Genomic DNA, 22,905 nt, shown 5'->3' on the forward strand with positions numbered 1-22,905 from the left:
GAAGGAGACGTGGGCTGGGAGAGCGCTCTCCGGAACCATGCCCGCCGGTCATGCATCGGTCAAGAAGTTGGGCGCACTTTCCTTCAGGCTCGAGTTAAGCCTTTACCTCCTGAAGGGGATGGAGAGCCGGGCCACGCGCCACTCCGAGGCAACGGCCTTACCGGACAAGCGCATTGGCGGTGGCCGCTCAGCCCCGGTCCGCCGTCAGGCAGGCGTGCCTCGCTCCGCGCGGCTGAGTTGAGGGACGGGTTTCCGGGGTAGGTGAGCACGCCCCAGCAGGGCCAGCGAAAGGGAGAGCGGATGTCGGTCGACCTCGTCGGCTTCCTCGGCGTCGTACTGGTGGCCTACGTGGTCCCCGGCCCGGACTTCCTCGTCGTGGTCAGATCGGCCACCGAACATCCAGGCAAGGGGCGGGCCGCAGCGTTGGGCGCCCAGGCCGGGCTGTGCATCCACATGATCGCTGCTGCGGTCGGGCTGTCACTGATCGCCGCCCGTTCTCCGCTGGTCTACGACGCCATCAAACTGCTGGGCGCGGCCTACCTTGTCTTCCTGGGGATCCGGGCGGTCCTGGCCGCCCGTCGTGCCGCCCGGGCCCGGCGGCGCGACGGGCGGGACATGAGCGGCGATCCCATGGACGCGCCGCGGGAGCCGGCGGGAAACGGGAAGGCTCGCAACCAGTGGCGCTCCGGCTTCATCCAGGGCTTTTTCACCAATGTGCTGAACCCCAAGGCGGCGCTCTTCTTCCTCAGCATCCTGCCGCAGTTCGTCCACGGCGGAGGCTCCGCCACGGGGCAGATCTTCCTCCTCGGCACCCTCGACATCCTGATCGGCGTCTTCTACTGGTTCGCCCTCGTAGCCGTGGCCGCGCGGCTCCGGGCGCTCCTCGCCCGCCCGAGGATCCGCCGCCGCTGGGAGCTGACGACGGGCTGGCTGTTCATCGCCATCGGTATCGGGGTCGCTGCGGCGTCCTGATGCGCTGAGGAGTGCACCGGTCGACCTGGGGCAAGCGCCCGGCGCCTCCTGCCGACAGTCGGCTCCGCGTACGACACGTCACTTTCCGTCGGTGATGTAGTAGTCGTCCTTGAGGTACTCCAGGGTGTAGCTGCCGAGGTCGCTCTCGGAGAAGGTGGCGGAGGACCTGACGGATGCGAGCGGCATCTCGATCCTGTCGGGTGTACGCACGATGACGCGCTGCGGATCGACCGTCGCGGTTTTGAGGGCCTTCTTCTGCGCGGGTGAGATCATCTGGAACACGACGACGTACGTCGACGTACAGGGGCCAAACCCCTTCTCCTCCGCCTTCTTGGCACCGGGCCCGGCCACTTCGCAGACCGTGCCGATGTCCTCGCGGCCCAGGCCGTGGAGGTACTGCTCGTACCGCTGGATCGCTCGCTCCTTCGTCCTGGGCGCGGGCCGGCGGCCGGTAGGGGTGGGCGAGGGCTTCTCGGTATGAGCGGAGGCGGACGGGGTCGGTGCGGCCGGCGGCTCTGTCGCCCGCGTGGACGCGGACGGCTGCGAGGGCTTCGCGCCCGCGTCCTCCTTTGCCTTCTCCGGGCCGCACGCGCCCGCCAGCAGCACCACGCACGCCGATACCGCCGCGCTCGCCATCGTTCGTGTTCTCATCCGCTTCCTTCCCTCGGCCGGCTACCCATCACGTCGTCACGCAGGATCCCGGTCCTTGGTTCCCAAGGAGCGCGGGCGGGGCGACCGGTCGGCGGCGGCCCGCCACCAGGGAGACACCCGGGACTCAAGGGGCTGCCTCGATCCATGGTGCGGGGCCGGTGCCGTCGGTCCAGGCGATGAGGCTCGTGTGGTCCACGCAGCGGATGCCGCACTGCTCCGCGTACTCGACGGCGGGCTGTGTGAACTCGCCCGTGGTCACGACGGCGGCCACCTGTGCCTCATGGACGGCGAAGCAGGTGCCGCCGAAACGCTGGAGCTCTTGCGATCCCACCTTGTTCACCGGCCCGTACCGCTTGCACTGGATGACCACGGTGCGGCCGTCCGGGGCCGTCGCCAGGACGTCGGCGCCCAGGTCGCCTGCGCCGCCGACGACTTGTACGTCCGTGCAGCCGTCCCGCTCGCACAGGGCGGCTATCGCCTCCTCGAAGGCGTCCGCGTCCATGGCGCCGTACATCTCCGCCGTCGAGGCGGTGCTCGGCGGGCCCGCTTCCTGCCCGTATGGGACGGCGACGACGGCCGGACCGGCCTGCGGGGCGGCGGGCTCGGGGGGTGGGGCGAGTTCCTGGCTGATCGCGTCGGCTGCCTCCACAAGGCGGTCCGCCAGGCGCCTGCGCCGGGTCCGGCGCAGACCGATGAGGGCCGCGGACGCGCACACCACCATGGCCACCCCCGCGCCCGGAGGGCCGCCCCCGGCCGCTTGGGCCAGTGTCTTCGCCGTGAGCGCGGCCCCCCACAGGAGGACGGCCAGCAGGGCGAAGACCAGCACGGTCTGGCGGAGGCTGAAGGCCCGCCTGCTCGTCGTTGCCTGTCGGTCCAGTGGCGTGGTCATATGCGCCCGGCTTCCCCGTGCACGGCTATTTCATGATCATCCATGGCGTCCCGTCTGCCCCGCTTCCCGGGACTACCAACGCGGCGAAGACGGCCCGCTCGCGGCGGACCCGGATCCGATGCGCGGGGGAGGGCTGTCGCCACCGCAGGATGGATTTCGGCGCAACCCGGGCGGAACCCGGCGTAATCCCGACGGAAGCGGTGCGTGGCCCGCCGACGGATCGCCGTACAGGACCCGGGCGGTCGCGCCCGGCCTGTAGCCTGCTCCCGTGGGGGGTCGCTGACCGGGGGTATCGTGCAAGGTGATGAATAGGGGCTGCCGTGTGGCAGAGTCCGGCGAACCAGGGAGGGACGGCGTGGACATCCCACCTGGCGTAGGCGGGTCCCCCGCCACGCCCCCACGTGGCGCGGTACTGCGGATCAATCCGTTGCCTGACAGTTCCGGGCTGAGGGCGAGCGGGGAGATTAGTATGAACACACGGACCGTTTGGCAGCACGCGCTGCGGGAACTGGTCGAGCAGCGCACTGATGTGCTGCATGTGGATCTCTCCAGGGTGAAGTTCGTGGATGTGGCCGGAGTGACGGACTTGGCGGTGACCGCCCAGCACCTCCCCGAGGGGCAGCGGATGGTCCTGCACCAGCCTCCGCCGCAGCTGCCACGTATCCTTGAGCTTTTCTGGCCCGGACTCGACGCGATTGAGGTGGCTGCGTAATGAGTACAGCCATCTCGCACGAGCCATTTGTCCACCCGGCACTCTTCTACCGCGGGGCGGACCAGTACATCGCGGGAACGGTCCCCTTCCTGCGCGAAGGGCTGGACGCCGGTGAGCCCGCGGCCGTCGCCGCGCCGCCGGACCGGCTGGAGCTGATCCGCGAGGGCCTGGGGGAGCGGGCGGCTGCCGTCCGCTTCATCGACATGACCCAGGCGGGCCGCAACCCCGGCCGCATCATCCCCAACGTGCTGCGCAAGTTCGCCGACGCCCATCCGAGCGCCCCTCGGATCCGCATCATCGGTGAGCCGATCTGGCAGGGGCGTTCCTCCGTCGAGTATCCGGCGTGCGTCCAGCACGAGGCGCTGATCAACGCCGCCTTCACCGGGCGCGCGGTGACCATCCTGTGCCCGTACGACGCCGACCAGCTGGAGAAGCAGGCCCTCAGCGACGCCCTGGCGACCCACCCGGTCGTCATCGACGCGGACGGCGAGACGGTGTCCACCGCCTACAGCCCCGAGCAGATCATCGCCCGGTACAACGAGCCCCTGCTCTCCCCGGCCGGTGCCGCGGCCCACTCCTTCGGCGCCGAGAGCCTGCCGAACGCGCGGGACTTCGCCGTGACCCAGGCGCGGTCCATGGGCGTGTCCGGCGTGCGGTTGGGCGATGTGGAGCTGGCGGTGGCGGAACTGACCACCAACAGCGTTGTCCACGGCGCCGGCTCGGGGATGCTGCGGATCTGGGGCGAGGAGGGCCGAGTCGTCTGCGAGGTCCACGACGGCGGACAGCTGACCGATCCCCTGGCCGGACGCCGCCCGCCGAATCCCACCCAGCCCGGCGGCCGCGGACTCCTGCTCGTCCACCAACTCGCCGACCTCGTCCGCGTCCATACCGGCCCTGACGGAACCACCATTCGCTGCTATCTGCCGGGCTGAGGGGCACGCTCTGGTGGTCGGGACGCGGTGCGGTCCGGGCCACTCGAGGGCTCAGCGCGTCCGGCTGCCGCTGAGGCGACCGCGTGGGGGTTGATTCACACGCGGTGCGGGTGTGGGCGCGGGACGAAGGGGTAGGCGCTGCGGCATCGGCCGTTCGTGTCGGCCGTAGCAGTGGCGCGACCTATGGGAGGGACAGTATGGCGCTCATGAGCATTCCGACCGCAGACACGCAGACGAGCGAGCTGCCGGAGATCGCCGAGCCCTCCCGGCTGGCGCCCAAGGACGCCCGCGAACTCTCCCGGCTGTTCTTCGATCAGCTCGCGGTCATGGAGGAGGGCACGCCCGAGTACAGCTACGCCCGCGGCACGCTGATCGAGATGAACATGTCCCTCGTCCGGTACGCGGCCGGCCGGTTCCGCAGCCGCGGAGCGGAGGAGATGGAGGACATCGTCCAGGTCGGCATGATCGGCTTGATCAAGGCGATCGACCGCTTCGAGCTGACGCGCGAGGTGGAGTTCACCTCCTTCGCGATCCCCTACATCGTGGGTGAGATCAAGCGGTTCTTCCGCGACACCTCCTGGGCCGTGCACGTGCCGCGTCGGCTCCAGGAAGCCCGCGTGCAGCTCGCCCGCGCCACCGAGGAGCTGCGCAGCCGTCTGGGGCGTACGCCGACCGTCAAGGAACTCTCGGAGCTGATGAGCCTGCCCGAGGACGAGGTGCGGGAAGCCCGGCTGGCCGCCAATGGCTACAACTCCGCCTCCCTGGACGCCGCGATCAGCGGCAGCGAGGACGGCGAAAGCGCCCTCCAGGACTTCATCGGTGCCGAAGACCAGGCGCTGGAACTGGTGGAGGACTTCCACACGCTCGCTCCCCTGCTCGCCGAACTCGGCGAGCGGGACCGGCAGATCATTCACATGAGGTTCGTGGAGGAGCTCACCCAGGCGCAGATCGGCGAGCGCCTGGGCGTGTCGCAGATGCACGTCTCCCGGCTCCTGTCCCGCACCCTCGCCCGCCTGCGGGACGGCATGCTCACGCACCAGTGAGGCCGTCGAGCCCCTCACGGGCAGCGGCATGGGACCCCCGCACAGGGCTGTGAGATCCACTGCGGGGCGGCTTCCCCCGGGATGCTCATCCGATGCCCGGACGAAGTGGTCCAGTTGCCGGTCCGCGCGCGCCGGACCTCGCGGCGGGGCCGTGTTGTCGCGATGCTGGGCGGCGTGAACACATCCCCGCCGCCCGCCGGTCTGTCCACCGCCGTACCGACGATCGGGGTGGAGGAGGAGTACTTCCTCATCGACCCCCATACGCGCTTCCTCGTTCCGGCCGGACCGGCGGTGGCCGAGCGGGCCGCCGCGGAGGTGGGTGATCTGGTGACGAAGGAATTCGCCCTGTGCCAGGTCGAGGGGCGCACCTCGCCGTGCCGGTCCGCACGTGAGCTGCGCGGGGAGCTGGAGCGGGTGCGCGCAGCGCTGGTGGCGGCTGCCCGCGCCGAGGGGGTGGAGCTGTGTGCGTCGGGTACGGCGGTGATGCAGGAGGCGGGTCCGGTAGCGGTGGCCGGTCATCCGCGCTATCTGGCGGGCCGGGCGCAGTACCGGAGCATGATGGACGACTTCGCGATCAGCGCCCTCCATGTCCACGTCCACCTGCCCGACCGTGAGCTCGCGGTCCTGACCAGCAACCATCTGCGGCCCTGGCTGCCCCTGCTCATCGCGTTGAGCGCCAACTCGCCGTTCGACCGCGGCCGCGACACCGGCTACGCCAGTTGGCGGTCGGTCATCCGCAGCCGTTTCCCCTGCCTGGGTCCTCCGCCCTATGCGGCGTCGTTGCAGGAGCACGAGCGGCTCGCCGTGACCATCGCGGACACCGAGGCCATGCTGGACGCGGATACGCCGTTCTGGGACCTGCGGCCCAACCCGCGGCTGCCCACGTTGGAGATCCGGGCGATGGACGTACCACAGGATGTCGAGGACACCGTCGCGGTCGCCGTCCTGCTGCGCGCTCTGACGGTCACCGCCGCTGGGTGCGCACGGGGCGGTGACCCGGGACCCGTATGGGCGGGGGAGGTGGTGCGGGCCGCGTGCTGGCGGGCCGCCCGCGACGGGTGGAGCGGCGAGGGCTTCGATCCGTTCACCGGCCGCTCCAGGCCGGTGGCAGACCTGGCCGGGGAAATGGTGGCCTTCGTACGGCCTGCGCTGGAGGAGGCCGGGGACCTGGAGGAGGTCGCAGCCTTGTTCGATCGGCTCTCCGGGCGTGGCGACGGAGCGTCCCGGCAGCGGGCCTGGGCGGGGAGTGGCACCGGGCCGCGGACGGTGGTGGACCGGCTGGTGCTGGCCACGGCTGGTGGGGCGGAGCCCGGGGCCGGGATCAGCGGCCGGTGAGCGTCGTGACCAGGACGTCACGGCGGCCGGGCCGGGCCGCGTCCCGCGGGTGTACGGGTGAGACGGCGTGCCAGGTCGTCCGGTCGTCGCTCAACAGCAGGGTGCCGGGTTCGCTGAGCGTGACGGACGCGATCTCCCGGCCGTCCGCGTCATAGACCGTGCTGCGGCCGCCGCTCACGTTCTCGCGGCCGATCAGCAGGGAGGAGACCAGGGTGACGCCATCCTTGTGCCGGCCCTCAGGGGTGGGCCGGCCCAGGGTGTCCGACTGGGCGATCACCCGGAAGGGATGCACCCGGACCAGCCATTCGGCGGCGTCGTCCATACCTCCGGCGACCTCACCGAGCAACCGGATCAGCGCGTGCAGCACCGGCTCCGCCCGGAACGCCTCGGTGAGCGGTTCGAAACGGCGCTCGACATCGACATAGAGCGGGTTGGTGTCCCCGGGCTGCACGAACACGTCGTGGCTCAGCGGCGCGATCTCCCCGTTCCGGGACACCAGGAACTGTCCGTAACGCCGCAGGCGGCGCGTACCCTCCTCGGCTGCGTACTGATCCACCACGAGGTCTTCCCAGTGCGCGGCGAACCGCCCCCACACGCTGGGGCCGGCCTTCACACACAGTGAGGTCGTGGCCGGAGGCATCAGGTGCCAGCCACGGTCGGCGACGGCTCCGCGCGCCGCCTGGAGGAGACGCGTCGCCTCGCCCGCGGTCGTGCCGTCCCCTCTGTTGCGGGCCACCCCTTCCCTCTCGGCCTGCGCGACGGCGTGGTCATCGTCCATATGCTCATGCTGCTCCCCGGCGCCGCCCGCGGCATCCGCAGCCCGTTCGGGAGTACCTCGGACTCCGCTGCTGCGCGCTGCCCGCTCGGGCCGGGAGCGATGGGTTCGGGCGATGGCTCGGGTCTCCCCGGTATGACTCGCGTCATCGCTGGGAGTCGACGACGACGGATCCGCAGGTTCCCCTACACGCTGCGCGACCTCGCCGCCGACGCGGCGGCCCTGGCCGATCGGCAACGGTGGCGCGATCGCACGCGAGATCCCCGGGGGACGGCAGCCCGTCCTTGAGGAGGTCGCGGAGGCGATGCTCATGCTCGGGGTCCGCAGGTGAACAGACGCGTGCTTACCGGGGGTTGGCCTTCGCCGGTCGCCGTCGACCGTCACACACGTGCGCCAGACGTGCCCGTTTCGAGTAGCACGGTCCACGAGGCTGGTTCAGCCGACCGGAGGCGGGCACACGCACTCTCATGACGTTCCTGCTGCTCACCGTGTTGCCCCTGGGTCTTGCCCTGGTGCTGCTTGGCACCAGCACCTCTCGTCACCGTGGTCGTCATCGACAGCGATACTGGTAGGCGCGACGGGGCGTTGAAGCGGGCGTACCGGTTCGCGCCTGCCGGTTGTCAGGTCGCGTTCAGCGCCACCGTCGTGGTGACCCGGGTCAGGGCGGGGCGGCGAGGCGCTGAGCCGAACCCGAAGCGCACCGGCGGTGCGACCGGGGCCATCGAGCCGAGGTCGGCCCCGTCGAAGCTGGCGGAGGCCGCGCGAAGATGCCGTACATCCTGGGCTCCGTACCACTCGGTGCGCCCCGCACCCGCGCTCCCTCGGGTCCGTACCCCGTCGAGCAGGAAGCGCGCCGGATAGTCCGTCAGAGCGCTCCACGCCGGGTGGCGGGCCAGCGGTGCGGGAACGGCGCGCAGCAGCTGTCCCAGAATGCCGCGGCGGCCGACCACGAAGCGCAGGTCCAGCGGCGGGGCCGCCACGATCCAGGTGTCGCCGGTGACCCTCACCTTCACAGGGACGACGCGTACGGCGTCGAAGGTGTAGGTACCGCTGATGAAGTCGGCCGTCTCGGATGTGGGGGCGAGCAGCAGCCGCTCTCCGTCGGCCTTTTCCAGCATCACATCGCTGAACGGCCCGAACGGTGTCCGCTGCCAGTGGCCGAGCACGATCCTGGTGCCGCTCGAAGTGCCCAGGCCCGCGATCCACCCGTCGAATCGCAGCCGGGGGCGTCGATGCCGTGCTGTTGCGGGGATCCCCGTCATGCTGACGCTCCCGTACGTGGGCCGGCGGTCGCCGGTTTCTGCGATCTGAGTGTCTTCGTCGAGGCCCCTGCCGAGCTGTGCCTGCAACGCCTCCGCGTCCGGGGCCGCGGCCCCGGACGCGATGCCTGGATCGCCAGGCGCATCACCGCCTGACCACTACCCACGCACAGGCCCGGGCCACGCCGACCGTCCTGGCGGACGACCCATGTTCCGTTGACCACGGCCCCGCCCCGCCGCTCGGGGGGCGGGGCCGCCCGGCCCGGTCAGCCGATGGAGAGGCGGCCGCGGCCCTGCACATACCCGACGCCGCTGCCGAAGCACCGCCGGACGTCGTTGGTCGGTACCGCGACACCGCTGAACGGGTGGCCCTGCATGAGGCCGGAGACGATGGTGCCCGAAAGGAAGGAGTCCAGCGGCGTGTACCCCCGCGAGCCGTTGCTCGCGGGCCTCAGCGTGGAGCGGCCGACGATCCGCCCGGTGCGGCGGGGGCCGGAGTACCAGGTGATGGTGGCGCTGCCCCTGATCCCCGTGGCGCGGGCACAGCTCGCCCGGCCGGTCCCGCTCAGGGTCAGCCGGCCCGACTGGATGCGGCTCTGGCGTCCGTTGGGCGAGGAGCAGTTGTTCAACTGGGCGCTGCCGTGGGCCGAGATGGAGCGGGGGGTGCTGGAGACCGCGGGGGAGAAGGAGATGCGTTCGCCCGGGCCCGTGGTGAGGGTGCAGGAGAGCGTGTTCTGCGCTCGCACTCCGGCTGCGGCGGTCGGCACCCGCGACTCGGCTTCGCTCCCGGAGCTGAAGGTGAGCAACGTGAGGAGGGTCGCGGTGGCGACCGTGGCGGAGCGGAAAAGAGCGGTCCTGCGCATGGGGTTCTCCTTGCTGGTGTTCTGTGCCGGCGTGCGGTGATCCGATGCTGGGGGCTACGCCCCGCAAGGTAGCTCTTTCCGTATGAGTACCGGTATTTCCTCACTCGTATGGATCAATAGGTGTTTGACCATGACACATCCGCCTCGCCAGGGTTGTCCTGGTTGAGAGAAAGGACCCGTCATGCGATGGCCTTACGCCCTGCGGTCGCCCTCGGATTCCGCGAGCGGAGCGCCATCGCCGGTCGGCCGGGTGCGCCGGGGCGTGCGTCATCCCTGGTGGGTGCTGGCGGGAGCGCTGGCGATCGGCCTGATGCTGGCGCTCGCCGCCGTCGTGGCCCCCGTACGGCTCTCCAACGGCGGCTACATCGCGGAGGGAACAGAGGCCGCGCGTACCGAGGCCCAGCTCCACCAGCGCTTCGGCGCGGGCATTCCCGACCTGGTGCTCCATGTGACGGCGGACGCGCCCGTCGACGACCCCGCGGTCGCGCGCGCCGGGCGCGCTCTCACCCAGGAGGTCGGACGGCGCCCCGGAGTGGGCGAGGTCCTCTCGTACTGGGCCGTGGGGGACAGCCGACTCCGCGGCAAGGACGGGCGGGCCGCGCTGGTCACGGTCGATCTGCGCGGGAACGAGGACGAGGCGGCGCGGCTGGCCGCCACGCTCGTACCCCAACTGACCGCGAAGTACGGCGGACGCGCCGCGCATGAGGGACGCGCCGGGTACGAAGGACACGCCGCGCATGAAGGACACGCCGAGCACGTAGGACGCGATGGACCGGGACACCTTCGGGTGTCGGTGACCGGGCCCGCCTGGGTCATGGCCCAGGTCACCCAGCTCAGCCGCCAGGAGCTGTGGCAGGCCGAACTCATCGGCGTTCCCACGGCGTTGCTGATCCTGCTCTTCGCGTTCGGGTCGCTCACCGCCGCGCTCCTGCCCGCCGTGGTCGGCGGCCTCGCGGTGGCCGGGACCTTCGCCGTGCTGCGGGTCTTGATGACCGTCATGCCGCTGTCGGCGTTCGCGGCCAACATCACCACCGCACTCGGTCTCGGCCTGGCCGTCGACTACGGCCTCTTCGTCGTCACCCGCTACCGCGAGGAACTGGCGGCCGGAGCAACCCCTGCCGAGGCGGTCGAGACCACCATGCGCACCGTAGGGCGCACCGTGCTGTACTCGGCGGCCACAGTCGTCGTCTGTCTCAGCGCCCTCCTCCTGTTCCCGCTGGGCTTCCTGCGGTCCCTCGCGCTCGCGGGCATCAGCGTGGTGGTCCTCGCCGCGGCGACCACGCATCTGGTGCTGCCCGCCCTGCTCGTCGTCATCGGGACCCGTATCGACCGGGGCGACCTCTTCGCTCCCCTGCGCCGGATCACCGCGCGGCGGCAGCCCCTGTGGTTGCGGGTGGCCCGCCAGGCCACCACCCGGCCGGTGCTGGTGGGCGGCAGCGCCGCGCTCGTCCTGCTCACCCTCGCCGCTCCCTTCGCGCACGTACGCTTCGGCGTCGCCGACCAGCGCGTCCTGCCCGCGAGGGCCGAGTCCCACGCCACCGCCGCCCGGATCGAGGAGGAGTTCGCGCTGCCCTGGACGCGGACCCTGGCCGTGCTGCTTCCGGACGCGGACGTGATCGACCAGGGAGAGGAACTGGACCGCTACGCCCGCGCGGTCTCCGCCCTGCCGGGCGTGGGCACGACTGTCACGGCCCTGGGCACGTACAAGGACGGCCGGCTCCACTCCGGCCCCTCGACCGACTCGCTCATGTACATCACCCAAGGCGCCACCTGGCTCGCCGTAGCCGCCGACGGACCGACGGACCGGGACGAGAGTCTGGTGCGAGAGCTGCGCGCCCTGCCGTCCCCCGGCCGCCACTACGTCGCGGGCCGACCCGCGCGCGTACTCGACACCAAGGGCGCCGTCCTGCGGACCCTTCCGTGGGCCGTGGGCATCGTCGTCGGCAGTACCCTGCTGCTGCTGTTCCTGTTCACCGGCTCCGTCCTGATCCCCCTCAAGGCCGTCGTCATGGGCGCGTTGAGCCTGTGTGCCAGCTTCGGTGCCATGGTGTACGTCTTCCAGGACGGGCATCTGCGGCAGCTGCTGGGCGACTTCACGGTGACCGGCGAACTGGAGACCTCCATGCCGGTCCTGGTGTTCGGAGCCGCCTTCGCGCTCTCGGTCGACTACGAACTCTTCCTCATCTCCCGCATCCAGGAGGAGTACCGGGCCACCGGCGACCACCGCGCGGCGGTGTACGGCGGTCTCGCCCGCACCGGGCGCATGATCACCATCGCGGCCGTCATCTTCGCGGCGGCCCTGTTCCCGCTGGTGACCTCGGACATCACGCTCCTCAAACTCATCGGCTGCGGTCTGGCCCTCGCCGTTCTGCTGGACGCCACGGTCGTACGTGGTGTGCTCGTACCGGCGTTCATGAGGCTGACCGGGCACGCCAACTGGTGGGCGCCGCGCTCCCTTGCCGCCGTCCACCGTCGTCTGGGCCTGGACCGGTGGTGCGGCGAGTCACTGCCCCCTACCGCCGGGAGTGTGCCGGGTGCCCGAGCCGGACGGACCTCGGACCCGGTCGCCTGATCTCCAGCTGCGTCCTGCCGCCCCGGCACAGGGACGCCCCGGTCCGGGTAACCCCGGACCGGGGCGGAAGGGCCCGCGGCCGCCCCCGGTGACCGTCCACACCGTCCCCGGGGCGACCGAGACAGGGGCTACCCCTTGGAGGAAGCGGCCGCCCCGTCGTCCGGGACCCGACCGTTGTCCGGGACCGCACCGTTCTCGACCGGCTCTTCGCTCCCGGCCGGTCCTTCGCTCCCGGCCGGTGCCTGCGGGCTGCCCGACAGGCCGAGGCGCAGGAGCACCAGATGCGCGATGTCGGTGATGGTGCCGCCACTGCGCAGCAGCTCCAGCGGCGGGATCTCGATGTCGAACCGGGTGCGCAGGGACACCAGCATCTCGGCGAGCATCAGCGAGTCCAGCCCGTACTCGTCGAGCCTGCGGTCGTGGTCGAGGTCCTCCTCGTTCATGTGCAGCACACCGGCCAGCAGATGGGCGAGCGTCCCGGCGACGGCACGTACGGCGTCCGCCGACGACATGGCCGCCAGTGCCGCCACGATCTCCTCGCGCGTGTGGTCGGCCTCGTCCATGCGCTCGGGAAGGAGCGTGGAGCAGCGCGGCGCGGCCAGGGTCGGCAGGAGGCTGCGCACCCGCGCCCAGTTGTAGCGTCCGATGCCCGCCACCTCGGCACGCCGCACGGCCGGAAGTTCCAGAGCGCTGAACGCCTCGCGCGGCGCCACCGGTTCCATGCCGACCGAGGCGAGCGTCTCGGTCAGCTCGTTGCGGGCGACGTACCCGGTCTCCCCGATGGCGCCCCAGGCGATCGCCTGCCCGGCGGCCCCCGACCGCCGACGGCGCCGGGCCAGGGCCTCCAGCCAGAGGTTGGCCGCCACGTAGTTGGCCTGGCGGATGTTGCCCAGGAAGGTGGTGCCGGAGGAGTACAGCAGGAACAGGTCCAGTTCCCGGTCGCCCAGGAGACGGTCCAGCACCATCGCCCCGGCCATCTTCGGGGCCAGCGCGGCCGCGAACCGGTCGTCGGAAAGTTCGGCCAGCAGGTCGTCCTCCAACTGCATCGCGCAGTGGACGACCCCGCGGAGCGGGTGCCCGCCCGCGTCGATCCGGGCGATGATCTCCCTCATCGCGGACGCGTCGGTGACATCGGCGGCGTACGCGGTGGCCTGTACGCCGCGTTCGGTGAGACCGGTCAGTACCTTCTCGGCCTCGGGCGAGGCGTCGCCGCGTCGGCCCACCAGCGCCAGGTGCCGTGCGCCGCGGTCCGCCAGCCACCCGGCGGTCGCGGCACCGAATCCGCCCAGGCCTCCGGTCACCAGGTAGGTGGCCCGCGGGTCCAGGGCGGGCGCCTGTGTCCGCCGCTCGACACGCACGGGTTCGTCCAGCGGGTCCAGGCTGACGACGACCTTGCCGACGTGCCGGGAATGCTGCATGAGCTGGAACGCCTCGGCCACCCGTGCCGCGGGGTACACACTGTGCGGCAGCGGACGGTACGAACCGTCGTGGACGCGCTCGGTGACGTCCGCGAAGAGTGCCGCCCCACGGTCGGGGTCGAAGGCCAGGGTGGTGAGGTCCACGCCGAAGAAGCTGATGTTGTTGCGGAAGGGCCGCAGCAGCAGGGGCTTGTTCTCGTAGATGTCGCGCTTGCCGAGCTCGATGAACCTGCCGCCGGGACGCAGCAGTTCCAGGCTGCGGGTGATGGCTTCTCCCGCCAGGGAGTTGACCACCACATCGACGCCGCGCCCCTCGGTGACCTCCATGACCTGGACGGCGAAGTCCAGGTTGCGGGAGTCCAGGACGTGATCGACCCCGAGGGTGTGCAGCAGTTCCCGCTTGGCGGGTGTCCCGGCGGTGGCGATGACGCGGGCACCGCGCAGGCGGGCGTACTGGAGCACGCCGAGCCCGATGCCGCCCGCGCCGCCGTGGACGAGGACCGTCTCCCCGGGCTTGAGGCGCGCGAGGTGATCGAGGCTGTAGTGCACGGTGGAGAAGACGACGGGCAGGGTGGCGGCCTCGGCGAAGCCCATGGTGTCGGGGATGTGGCCGAGTGCCTGGGCGGCGGTCAGGGTGTGGGAGGCCAGGGACGCCGGTGCCAGGCCGTACACCCGGTCGCCCGGCCGGAACCCGGTCACCTCGGGCCCGACCGCTGTCACGACCCCGGCGCATTCCAAGCCGAGACCCACCTCGGTGTACGTTCCCTCGATCGCCTCGGCCGGCAGGAGTCCGACAGCCTGCATCATGTCGCGGTAGTTCAGGGCGGCGGCTCGTACGGCGATGGAGACCTGTCCCGCTCCCGGGGTGAGAGGAGTGTTCTCGACCCATGCCAGCTGGTAGGACAGGCCGGGGGAGCGCACCTCCAGGGTGAAGGGCTCCTCCGCCGCGGCCGTCACCTCGGCGTGGTCGGCGGGCAGTGCCCGCTCCCTCGGAACGAAGCGTCCGCCGCCGGCGGTGATGACCACTTCGGGCTCGGTGTCGTCCGTGAGCAGTTCGCGGGCCACCCGGTAGGCGTCGGTGGCGGTCGTGCCCGAACGGTCCAGCGAGACGGTACGGACCGACAGCCGGGGCTCCTCGTTGGCGAGGGTGCGGGCGATCCCCCACACGGCCGCGTCATGGGTCGCCTCGGCCCGCTCCGGCAGGGGGAGCGCCCCGCTGGGCCGGGTCACCACCGTCAGCGCGGTCTGTGCGCCGCCGGTGAAGGCCGCTCCGGCCCGGGCGATGGAGCGCAGGAGGGCCGCGCGCCGGGTGGTGAGTACCACGGCCTCGGCCGGGTCGTCACCGGACGCCGCACCGAGGAGTACGCATACCTGAGCGCCTTCCTCCCCGAGGAGGTGGGTCCAGTCGGCCGTGTCGTCCACCGTCATGTGTGCCGGGGCCGGGGTGCCGTCCGCGGCCGGTGGCAGGTGTGCGGCGACGGCTTCGGCCAGGGGGAGTTCCCCGGCCGTCTCGGCGACGAGGATCCTGCGGCGTGCCGTCGCGGGCGTCGGCAGGGCGGGTGCCTGGACGGGGCCCCGGGGAACGGCTGCCAGCAGCACGGAGAAGTCGTCGCGGCACGGCGCGGCGTCGTCGCCGGTGCGTACGACGTCGGTGAAGCCGCACCTGGTGAGCAGCTCCGGCCAGCGGTCCCCGGCCAGCAGCGGTGAGCCGGGGCGCAACGCGTGGTCGGTACGGGTCCAGAACGACTCCAGCGTGCCGAAGAAGGGCACCAGCACGTGGGGGTCGTGGCTCTCGACGGCGAGCAGCAGGCCGCCGGGGGTGAGCAGGGTGGCGACGCGTCGTACCGCCGCTTCGAGGTCGGAGGCGGTGTGCAGCGCGTTGGCGGCGATCACGAGGTCGAATCCCGCCTCGGGCAGTCCCTGGCCGGCCGGGTCCTCGTTCAGGTCGAAGGTGCGGTAGCTGAGGAAGTCGTAGGCGGCGAAGCGCCGTTGGGCGCGGGCGAGGAACGCCGGGGAGACATCGCTGTAGACGTAGTGGGTGCGCTCGGCGGGCAGGAGGGGGAGCATGGCCGCTGCCGTGCCGCCGGTGCCCGCCCCGACCTCCAGCACCCGCAGGGGCCGGTCCTGCGGCCATGTCCGTACCGTCTCGCGAAGGAGGGCCTGCGCGAGACGGTTGTGGAAGCGCGAGGTGAGGGCGGTGTCGTAGAGCTGCTCGACGTCCGTGAGACTGCCGTCGGCCGCCGTGAGCTCCGCGCGCGCGTCGTCCTCGCGGCCCAGGACGTCCCGGGTACGGCTGATCGCCAGTCGGTTCTCGGTGGAGTACCGCGGGAGCTCCAGGACCAGGGCGCGCAGCAGTTCCTTGTCCTCGAACGTCGAGCGGGTCAGCCGCAGACGTCCGCTGCCCGCCTCCTGAGCCAGGCCGTGGCGGACCAGCTCGGGGACCACCGCCTCGACGAACGGCACGCACCGGGGGTCCAGTCCGGCCGTGACGAGGTCGTCGATGCTGAAGGGCACGCCGTGGTCGGGCAGGAGGGCGGCGAGGGCGGCGGCGTACCGGTGCGCGGAAGCGTTCTTGAGGAGGGTTTCGAAGCGCTCGTACGCGGCGTCGTGCCAGTCGGCGCGGCAGGCGGCGATGCGGTCGGCGGCGTCCGAGGCGATCTGGTGGGGGGTGACCGGCGGTCCGTCGCCGGTCCATGGCAGCGGGTCGGGTGCGGCCCGCATCGTGGTGTGATGCGCTGTCAGGGCGGTTCGGGGGGCGCCGGTCAGCCGCCGCAGACGGCAGCGGAGCAGTTCGACACCGACGCGTCCCTCCTCGTCGGTCATGACGATGTCCCAGCACTCCTCGGCCGCCAAGGAGGACCGTCGGCGTACGTGAATCCATCCCGAGGGGGCGGGTGTGCGCCACACCCGGGCGCAGCCGATCGCGGCCGGGAGGTAGACCGTGCCTTCTTCGACGGCCGAGCCGATCAGCGGGGCGCCCGCCTGGAGGGCGCCGTCCAGCAGGGCCGGGTGGGCCTGGTACTCCTCACCGGGTGCCTCGTGCCGGTAGGCGGCCACCACCTCCCCGTCGCCCACGCGCAGTTCGCGCAGCACCTGGAAGGCGGGACCGTACTGCAGACCGGCGCGCCCGACCGCGTCGTAGTGTTCCTTGCCGTCCACGACGTGAGGGCAGCGCGCCCGGACCGCGGCGAGGTCCACATCGGCGGGTGCGTTCCCCAGGAGGGCCCGCACCCTGGCCCGTACGTGCGCACGCGGCAGCGCGGTACGTGACTCGGTGCTGGTGATGCTCACCAGACCGTCGTCCGGCGTGACGGCCAGCTGGACCCGCACACTGCCGGCGTCCGCCCACGGAACGACCAGGGGGCGGGCGATGTCCAGGGAGTCGACCTCCGCCGGGCCGTCGAGGATGAGGCGCCCTGCGGTCATCGCCATCTCCACGTAGGCCGTCGCCGGGACCACCACCGAACCAGCCAGCCGGTGGTCGGCCAGCCACGGCGCCAGAGCCGGCTCGACCGCCCCCTCCCAGGTCGGTACGGGCGAGGGCAGCCGCTCACCGAGCAGTGGGTGGTCCAGGCGTCCGGAGCCGCTGGTGCGCAGCCAGGTCTGCGGGGTGCCGTTCCAGTGGCGCTCGCGCTGCCACGGGTACGCCGGAAGGTCCACCACCCGTCCCCGGCGCGGGAAATGCACGCTCCAGTCGAGCTCGGCGCCCTGCGCCATGAGGGTGGTCACCGCCCGGTGCACCGCCCGGGGACCGTCGGTGTCGCGCCGCAGGGTGGCTGTCACCGCGACCGTGTCCCGGGTGCGGGAGCGGGCGATACGGTGCAGGTAGGAGCGGAGGACCGGATGGGGGCCGATCTCCACGAAGATGTCGGTGCCGTCCTCCAGGGCCTTCTCGGCCGCCGAGGCGAAGAGGACGGGCTCGCGCACGTTGCGCCACCAGTAGGCGCTGTCCAGGCGGTCGCCCTCGATCCGGTCACCGGTCACGGAGGAGAACATCGGCACCTTGGCCGCCCCGGGCCGCAGTCCGGCCAGTTCCTCGCGCAGCGGCCCGTAGATGGGGTCCATGGCCGCGCTGTGGAAGGCGTAGTCCAGATCCAGCTCCGTGCAGGCGACCTCCTTGTGCGTCAACTCGGCCAGGAACGCCCGCAGAACGGCTGCCGGGCCCGCCACGGTCACATCCCGCGCACTGTTGACCGCCGCCACTTCAAGGCCCGGCCAGGCGGCTAGTTCCTTGGCCGCGTCGTCCACGGGCAGCGCCACAGCCGCCATCCGGCCCGTCCCGGCGGTCGCCGCCTGGGTACGGCTGCGGCCGACGATCACCTGCGCGGCCTGTGCCAAGTCCAAGGCACCCGCGACATGGGCGGCGGCGACCTCGCCCACGCTGTGGCCGAGTACGCTGTGCGGCGCGATGCCCTGCGCCTCCAACATCCGTACGAGGCCGACCTGCACGGCGAACAGGAGCGGCTGAGCCACCTCGGTCAGCGCCAGACGCGACCGCTCCGCCGGCGCCTCCAGCTCCTCGACCAGCGACCACCCCAGCAGGGGAGCTACGGCAGCGTCCACCTGCGTGACAGCGGCGCGGAAGACGGGATCGCGCTCAAGGAGGTCGGCCGCCATGCCGGGCCACTGTGAACCGTTGCCGGGAAAGACGAACGTGATCCGCCCCCGGGACACGGCCTGGAAGGCGGTGGGGGCAGAGCGGAGCTCGTCCCCCTCCCGGGGCGAGGGCACGAACAACGGTGACTGCCCCTGGCCCTCGGTCCCCGGCGCGTCCTGCCCGACCGACCCACCGGCACCCGGCACCGGCTCCTCGGCCACGGACGTCTCGGTCGACGCCGGCGTCGAGGTGCCCGCGACTGCCCGAAGCCGCTGCGCGGCCGCCTGGGGCCCGGCCAGCACCACCGCACGGTGCGGATGCGTTCCCCGGCGCAGACAGGAGGTGTGGGCGATGTCGTAGAACTCCTGCGCGGTGGCCGCGGCGAGCCGGTCCGCCATCCGCGTGGCCGCCTCGGCCAGAGCTTTGGGGGTACGCGCCGATACCAGCACCGGAAGCGCCCGCTCGTGATCCGTGACCGGGTCGCTGCCGGGTTCTTGCCGCGGGGCGGGCGGGGCGGTGGGCGCGGAGGTGAGGACGACGTGGGCGTTGGAGCCGCCGAAGCCGAAGGAATTGACCCCCACGACAGGACGCCCGGACGTGTCCAGTGGCCATGTGCTGTCGGCGGTCGCCAGGTTCAGTCCCGCGAAATCGATGTCCGGGTTGGGCGGCGAGGCGTGCAGGGACGGGGGGATCACCCGGTGCCGGAGGACGAGCAGCGCCTTGAGCAGGCCGGCGATCCCGGAAGCCGGTTCCAGATGCCCGATGTTGGTCTTGACGGAACCGATCGGCAGTACCCCGGCGGTGCGGCGGCGGCCCAGGGCCCGGCCGATGGCCCGGCACTCCAGCGGGTCACCGACCAGGGTTCCCGTGCCGTGCGCCTCCAGGTAGACCAGTTCGTCCGGCGAGACGTCGGCCTGCTCGTACACCGAACGCAGCAGGTCCTCCTGGGCCTCGGCGCTCGGCAGGGCCAGCCCCATGGTCCTGCCGTCGCTGTTGGAGGCGCTGGCGAGGATGACCCCGTGGATCCGGTCGCTGTCCGCCATGGCGTCCGACAGTTTCTTCAGGACGACGAGCCCCCCTCCCTCGGCCCGTACGAACCCGTCGGCCGCCGCTGAAAACGACGCGCACCTGCCGCTCGGCGACAACATGGCCGCCTGGGAGAACCCCACGTAGTGGTACGGGCTGAGCAGGACGTTCACTCCCGCCGAGAGCACCACGCGGCTGCTGCCGTCGAGCAGGGTGCGACAGGCGCGGTCCAGCGCCACCAGGGACGAGGAGCAGGCGGTGTCCACCGCCATGCTCGGCCCGCGCAGGTCGAAGAAGTGGGAGAGGCGGTTGGCGGTGATCGAGGAGGCGCCGCCGGACATGGTGTAGGCGTTGACGGCCTGAGGCATCATCATCTGCAGGCCGCCGTACGAGGAGTCCGACACCCCGACGTACACGGCCGTGTCGGTGCCCGACAGGTGCTCGGGAACGATTCCGGCGTCGTCCAGCGCCTCGACGGCCAGTTCCAGCAACAACCGGTGCTGAGGGTCCATCCGGGACGCCTCCTTCGGCGAGATGCCGAAATAGGCGGCGTCGAAGCCGGTGACGTCGTCCAGGAAGCCGCCTGCGGCGGTGTAGCTCTTGCCGGGGCGCGGCATCGAGGTGTCGACGAACCGGGACGCCTCGAACCGGTCGTCGGGCACCTCGCCGACCAGGTCGCGGCCCTGCCGAAGCGCGGCCCAGAACTGGTCCAAGTCACCGATGCCGCCGGGAAGGCGGCACGCCGCCCCGACTACCGCGATGGCCCGGTCCGTTGACTTCGCCTCGTCCCACATGCACAGCCAGCTTTCTTCGGAATTGGAGATGGATGGACCGTCGATTGACAAGCAGGGGACGCCATCTAACGGGCTGTAATCAGCCAATGACAAGTGGTCGCTAGGCCGTCGGGGTTACCCCTGTTCGCCCGCCATGACGGGACGTGACGCAGACCGTGGGCGGGGAATCGTTTCGTCGGTCCGGGTGCCCCCGAGGGCAGAGGCGGCCGGGGCGCGGATCGAGGTGTCCTGCGTGCCGAGGGCCGGGCCCTCGGAACCCGTCCACCCCCTCTACCCCTACGCTGGTCCCTGCCACGTGGCGGATCTTGGGACAGGGCGACGAAGGGGAGCGTGACAGGTGACGGGGGCGAGCGGCGCGGAGCTGGTCGGGACGGTTCTGGGCGGGCGGTACCGCGTGACCGAGATGATCGGACGCGGTGGCATGGGTGTGGTCGCCAAGGCCGTGGACCAGCTGCTGAACCGCGAGGTCGCCGTCAAGGTCGTGCGGGCCTACACCGACGCCTCCCCGGACGAGCTGGCCGGGCTGCGGGTCCGGATGCGGCGGGAGGCGCAGGCCGCCGCCCGTATCCGGCACAGCGGAGTGGTCACCGTGCACGACGTGGTCGAGGAGCAGGGGCTGCCCGTCATCGTCATGGAGCTGGTCGACGGGCCCTCCCTGGACGACGTACTGGCGGAGCGCGGCACACTGGACCCGCGCGAGGCGGCCGCGATCGGCGCCAAGCTGATGGAAGCGCTCGACGCGGCGCACCGGGCCGGGGTCCTGCACCGGGACGTCAAGCCCGGCAACGTCCTGCTGGAGCGCGGCGGCCGGGTCGTGCTCACCGACTTCGGCATCGCCAGCATGGACACCCCCGGCGACGAGGCCCTGGCCAAGCTGACGCACAGCGGTCAGATCGTCGGCTCCCTCGACTACCTGCCGCCCGAGCGCGCCCAGGGCAGGGATCCGGGCGCCCCCTCGGACATCTGGGCGCTCGGTATGACGCTGTACGCGGCCGTGGAGGGCTCCTCGCCCTTCCGTCGCACCTCGGTGCTGTCCACGCTGGCGGCGATCGTCGGCGAACCCCTGCCCGAGCCCCGGCGAGCCGGACCGCTCACCCCGGTGCTGCGGGCGCTGATGGCCAAGGACCCGCTGCACCGGCCCGACGCGGGGCGGGCGCGCGAGATGCTGGAGGCGGTGGCGGAGGGCCGGACGGCGAATCCGGGGCCGGTGCCGGCCTCCCAGTCCGGCACCGCTCCGGGCATCGCACCGGCACCGGGGTTCGGTCCCGCCGCCGGGCCGTTCTCCCAGCCCACCCCGCAGCCCATCGCCGCCTATCCACCGGCCGCCCCCTACAGCGTCACTCCGCAGCCGGGCGTCGAGCAGCCGGGCATGGCGCCGGGTATACCGAACGGCCACGCCAACCACTCCGGAGCCGGAACGGCGGTGGTCCGCGCACGCAGCCGCCGCACCCGTACCGTCGTCGCGGTGGCCACCGCCACGGTCCTCGCCTGCGGCGGAGGGGCCTACGCCCTGGTGGGCATGGGGGGCGGCGATGGCGCCGGCGAGTCCAACACAGCGCATTCCGCGCCGAGCACTCCCGTCGGCGGTGAGGTGTCCGACACCACGGACGGCCCCACCTCCCCCGGAGACCTGACGACCCTCGATCCCGGCGAGAGCCCGTCCATCACCCCGCCGAAGAAGGGCGGGGACCCGGCGGCGACGCCCACACCGAAGCCCGGCAAGAGCGGCGGCGAGTCGCCTGCGGCTCCGTCCGCTTCGTCGAAGCCCAAGCCCAGCTCGACGGTGAAGGAGCCCGTCCCGGTATCGACGACGTGTACCGGCTGGGCCCACTCGAACCGCAGTGACGGCTACGGCTACGCGACCCAGACCACCCACCTCTACACCGGGCCGTACGCGGTGTGCTCCTATGTGACCGTGGTCAAGTCAGGGGTGAAGGTCTACTACCACTGCTACGTCACCAACGCCCAGGGCAACAAATGGATCTACGCCCGTATCCAGGGCACCAGCACCGAGGGCTGGCTGTTCAGCGGGAAGTCCAGCTTGAAGAGCGGCGCACTGGTCCGCTGCTGACAAGGCGATCGGCGTGGCGATCCGTCCCCCATCAGGAGGGCTCCCGGACCAGCCGCCAGAGGGGCCGCGATGCGAACGCGCTGGGCGCGGAGACCGGTTGCGCCGGCCCCGTCCCCGGGTGGCCGTGTCCGGGCGCGCGACCCTGGTGGTCTGCTTAGCGTGAGGGCACGTCCCGGGATGTGCCTGTCGCTTTTCCGGCCGGTTCGCTTCACGGCGACCACCGCACCAGCGCCACGGTCCCGAGGCGGGCTGGGCCCGGCGCGGCGGACGCGGACCGGGGCCATCCACGGCCCGGCGGAACGGCCCGTGTTCCCGATGACGGTGGAGTGAGAGTTCGGCCGCAGACCGCCGCGGGGGGTTGGGCCCTCCCGGGGCGGTCTGGGCTGAGCTGGTGCGGGTGCCGCGCGTCCTGCGTTACCGCTTGGGCGAGGCACTGGGAGAGGGCGCGGGTGTGTGACACGTGCCGCCCTGGACCATCTTGAGGTGTTCGGCGACCACGGGCCGTGCCGCCTTGGCCGCCGCGCGGATCTGCGTGTCCTTGCCCGTCGAGAGTTCCTTGTCGATCAGCGCGAGGGCCTGTTGGTGGCTCGTGGCCTGGTCCTTGAGCCAGGCGGTGTCGTAGCCACGCGTGCCGTTCTTCGACTTCAGCGCGCTCAGCTGCTTCTGCTGGGCCGCTGTGGGTGCGTTGGGCAAGGACAGGCCCTTGCTCTTGGCGAGGGCCGCTCCCTTGTTGTCGAGTGCGGTGTGGTCACGCACGAGGACAGCGGCGACCTGTTTCACGCAGGTGCTGGTCGCATGGGCGCGGGCGTCCTTGCCCGCGGCTATCTCCGCGAGGTTGGCCTGGTGTATCGCTTGCAGGAAGGCCGTGTCCGTGGCCGGCGACGGGCCGGCCGCGCCGAAGGCCGTGGTGGGACCGGCCAGGACCAGCGTTGCGGATGCGGCAGCGGCCGAGTACAGGTGGGTGAGTCGCATGGAACCTCCACGTATCCGTGGACC

Annotated in this window: 14 protein-coding genes; 7 read left to right on the forward strand and 7 right to left on the reverse strand. The window is 71.8% G+C overall.

The window, feature by feature from the left end; genetic code table 11:
- The first annotated feature begins 300 nt into the window (after positions 1-300).
- Positions 301-972, forward strand: a complete 672-nt coding sequence (locus ACZ4MU_RS09140; RefSeq protein WP_467872958.1) for a LysE family translocator — start codon at positions 301-303, stop codon at positions 970-972.
- A gap of 78 nt (positions 973-1,050) precedes the next feature.
- Here ACZ4MU_RS09140 and ACZ4MU_RS09145 read toward each other — a convergent pair whose 3' ends face one another.
- The gene (locus ACZ4MU_RS09145; protein ID WP_467872961.1) at positions 1,051-1,623 is read right to left on the reverse strand and encodes a hypothetical protein; all 573 of its coding nucleotides are present in this window, start codon (positions 1,621-1,623) and stop codon (positions 1,051-1,053) included.
- Positions 1,624-1,747: 124 nt separating this feature from the next.
- Positions 1,748-2,512: a restriction endonuclease gene (locus tag ACZ4MU_RS09150; protein ID WP_467872965.1), complete on the reverse strand. Its 765-nt coding sequence runs from the start codon at positions 2,510-2,512 to the stop codon at positions 1,748-1,750.
- Positions 2,513-2,816: 304 nt separating this feature from the next.
- On the opposite strand from ACZ4MU_RS09150, the gene ACZ4MU_RS09155 reads away from it, so the two are divergent.
- The 4 genes from ACZ4MU_RS09155 to ACZ4MU_RS09170 all read left to right on the forward strand — a co-directional run bounded on the left by ACZ4MU_RS09155 (position 2,817) and on the right by ACZ4MU_RS09170 (position 6,534).
- Complete coding sequence (locus tag ACZ4MU_RS09155; RefSeq protein ID WP_467872967.1) at positions 2,817-3,224, forward strand: STAS domain-containing protein; 408 nt, start codon at positions 2,817-2,819, stop codon at positions 3,222-3,224.
- Positions 3,224-4,156, forward strand: coding sequence for an anti-sigma factor RsbA family regulatory protein (locus ACZ4MU_RS09160; protein ID WP_467872969.1), 933 nt, complete (start codon positions 3,224-3,226; stop codon positions 4,154-4,156). Before ACZ4MU_RS09155 ends, ACZ4MU_RS09160 begins: the two co-directional genes overlap by 1 nt.
- 206 nt (positions 4,157-4,362) lie before the next feature.
- Positions 4,363-5,199, forward strand: a complete 837-nt coding sequence (locus tag ACZ4MU_RS09165) for an RNA polymerase sigma factor SigF (RefSeq protein WP_467872971.1) — start codon at positions 4,363-4,365, stop codon at positions 5,197-5,199.
- A 174-nt stretch (positions 5,200-5,373) separates the two neighbouring features.
- On the forward strand, positions 5,374-6,534 hold the full coding sequence (locus tag ACZ4MU_RS09170) for a carboxylate-amine ligase (protein ID WP_467872974.1): 1,161 nt from the start codon (positions 5,374-5,376) through the stop codon (positions 6,532-6,534).
- Here the strand turns inward: ACZ4MU_RS09170 and ACZ4MU_RS09175 are convergent.
- From ACZ4MU_RS09175 to ACZ4MU_RS09185, 3 genes are all read right to left on the reverse strand, one after another.
- Positions 6,521-7,312, reverse strand: a complete 792-nt coding sequence (locus ACZ4MU_RS09175) for a 2OG-Fe dioxygenase family protein (protein WP_467872977.1) — start codon at positions 7,310-7,312, stop codon at positions 6,521-6,523. The genes ACZ4MU_RS09170 and ACZ4MU_RS09175 overlap by 14 nt on opposite strands.
- 617 nt (positions 7,313-7,929) lie before the next feature.
- The gene (locus ACZ4MU_RS09180; protein ID WP_467872979.1) at positions 7,930-8,571 is read right to left on the reverse strand and encodes a hypothetical protein; all 642 of its coding nucleotides are present in this window, start codon (positions 8,569-8,571) and stop codon (positions 7,930-7,932) included.
- 263 nt (positions 8,572-8,834) lie between these two features.
- Positions 8,835-9,431: a hypothetical protein gene (locus ACZ4MU_RS09185; protein ID WP_467872982.1), complete on the reverse strand. Its 597-nt coding sequence runs from the start codon at positions 9,429-9,431 to the stop codon at positions 8,835-8,837.
- A gap of 262 nt (positions 9,432-9,693) precedes the next feature.
- On the opposite strand from ACZ4MU_RS09185, the gene ACZ4MU_RS09190 reads away from it, so the two are divergent.
- Entirely contained in the window at positions 9,694-12,003 is a 2,310-nt protein-coding gene (locus ACZ4MU_RS09190; protein WP_467872984.1) for an MMPL family transporter, read from the forward strand.
- 128 nt (positions 12,004-12,131) lie between these two features.
- Here ACZ4MU_RS09190 and ACZ4MU_RS09195 read toward each other — a convergent pair whose 3' ends face one another.
- A complete protein-coding gene (locus ACZ4MU_RS09195) occupies positions 12,132-19,838 on the reverse strand; it encodes an SDR family NAD(P)-dependent oxidoreductase (protein WP_467872987.1) in 7,707 nt (2,568 codons plus the stop codon).
- A 337-nt stretch (positions 19,839-20,175) separates the two neighbouring features.
- Here ACZ4MU_RS09195 and ACZ4MU_RS09200 point away from each other — a divergent pair, with 337 nt between their 5' ends.
- Complete coding sequence (locus tag ACZ4MU_RS09200) at positions 20,176-21,909, forward strand: serine/threonine-protein kinase (protein ID WP_467872990.1); 1,734 nt, start codon at positions 20,176-20,178, stop codon at positions 21,907-21,909.
- Positions 21,910-22,323: 414 nt separating this feature from the next.
- Here the strand turns inward: ACZ4MU_RS09200 and ACZ4MU_RS09205 are convergent, their stop codons facing one another.
- Positions 22,324-22,881 carry a DUF4142 domain-containing protein gene (locus ACZ4MU_RS09205; protein WP_467872993.1) on the reverse strand — a complete coding sequence of 186 codons (558 nt, stop codon included), beginning with the start codon at positions 22,879-22,881 and terminating at the stop codon, positions 22,324-22,326.
- Positions 22,882-22,905: the final 24 nt, after the last annotated feature.

This window comes from Streptomyces sp. NPDC026377, assembly GCF_055567715.1.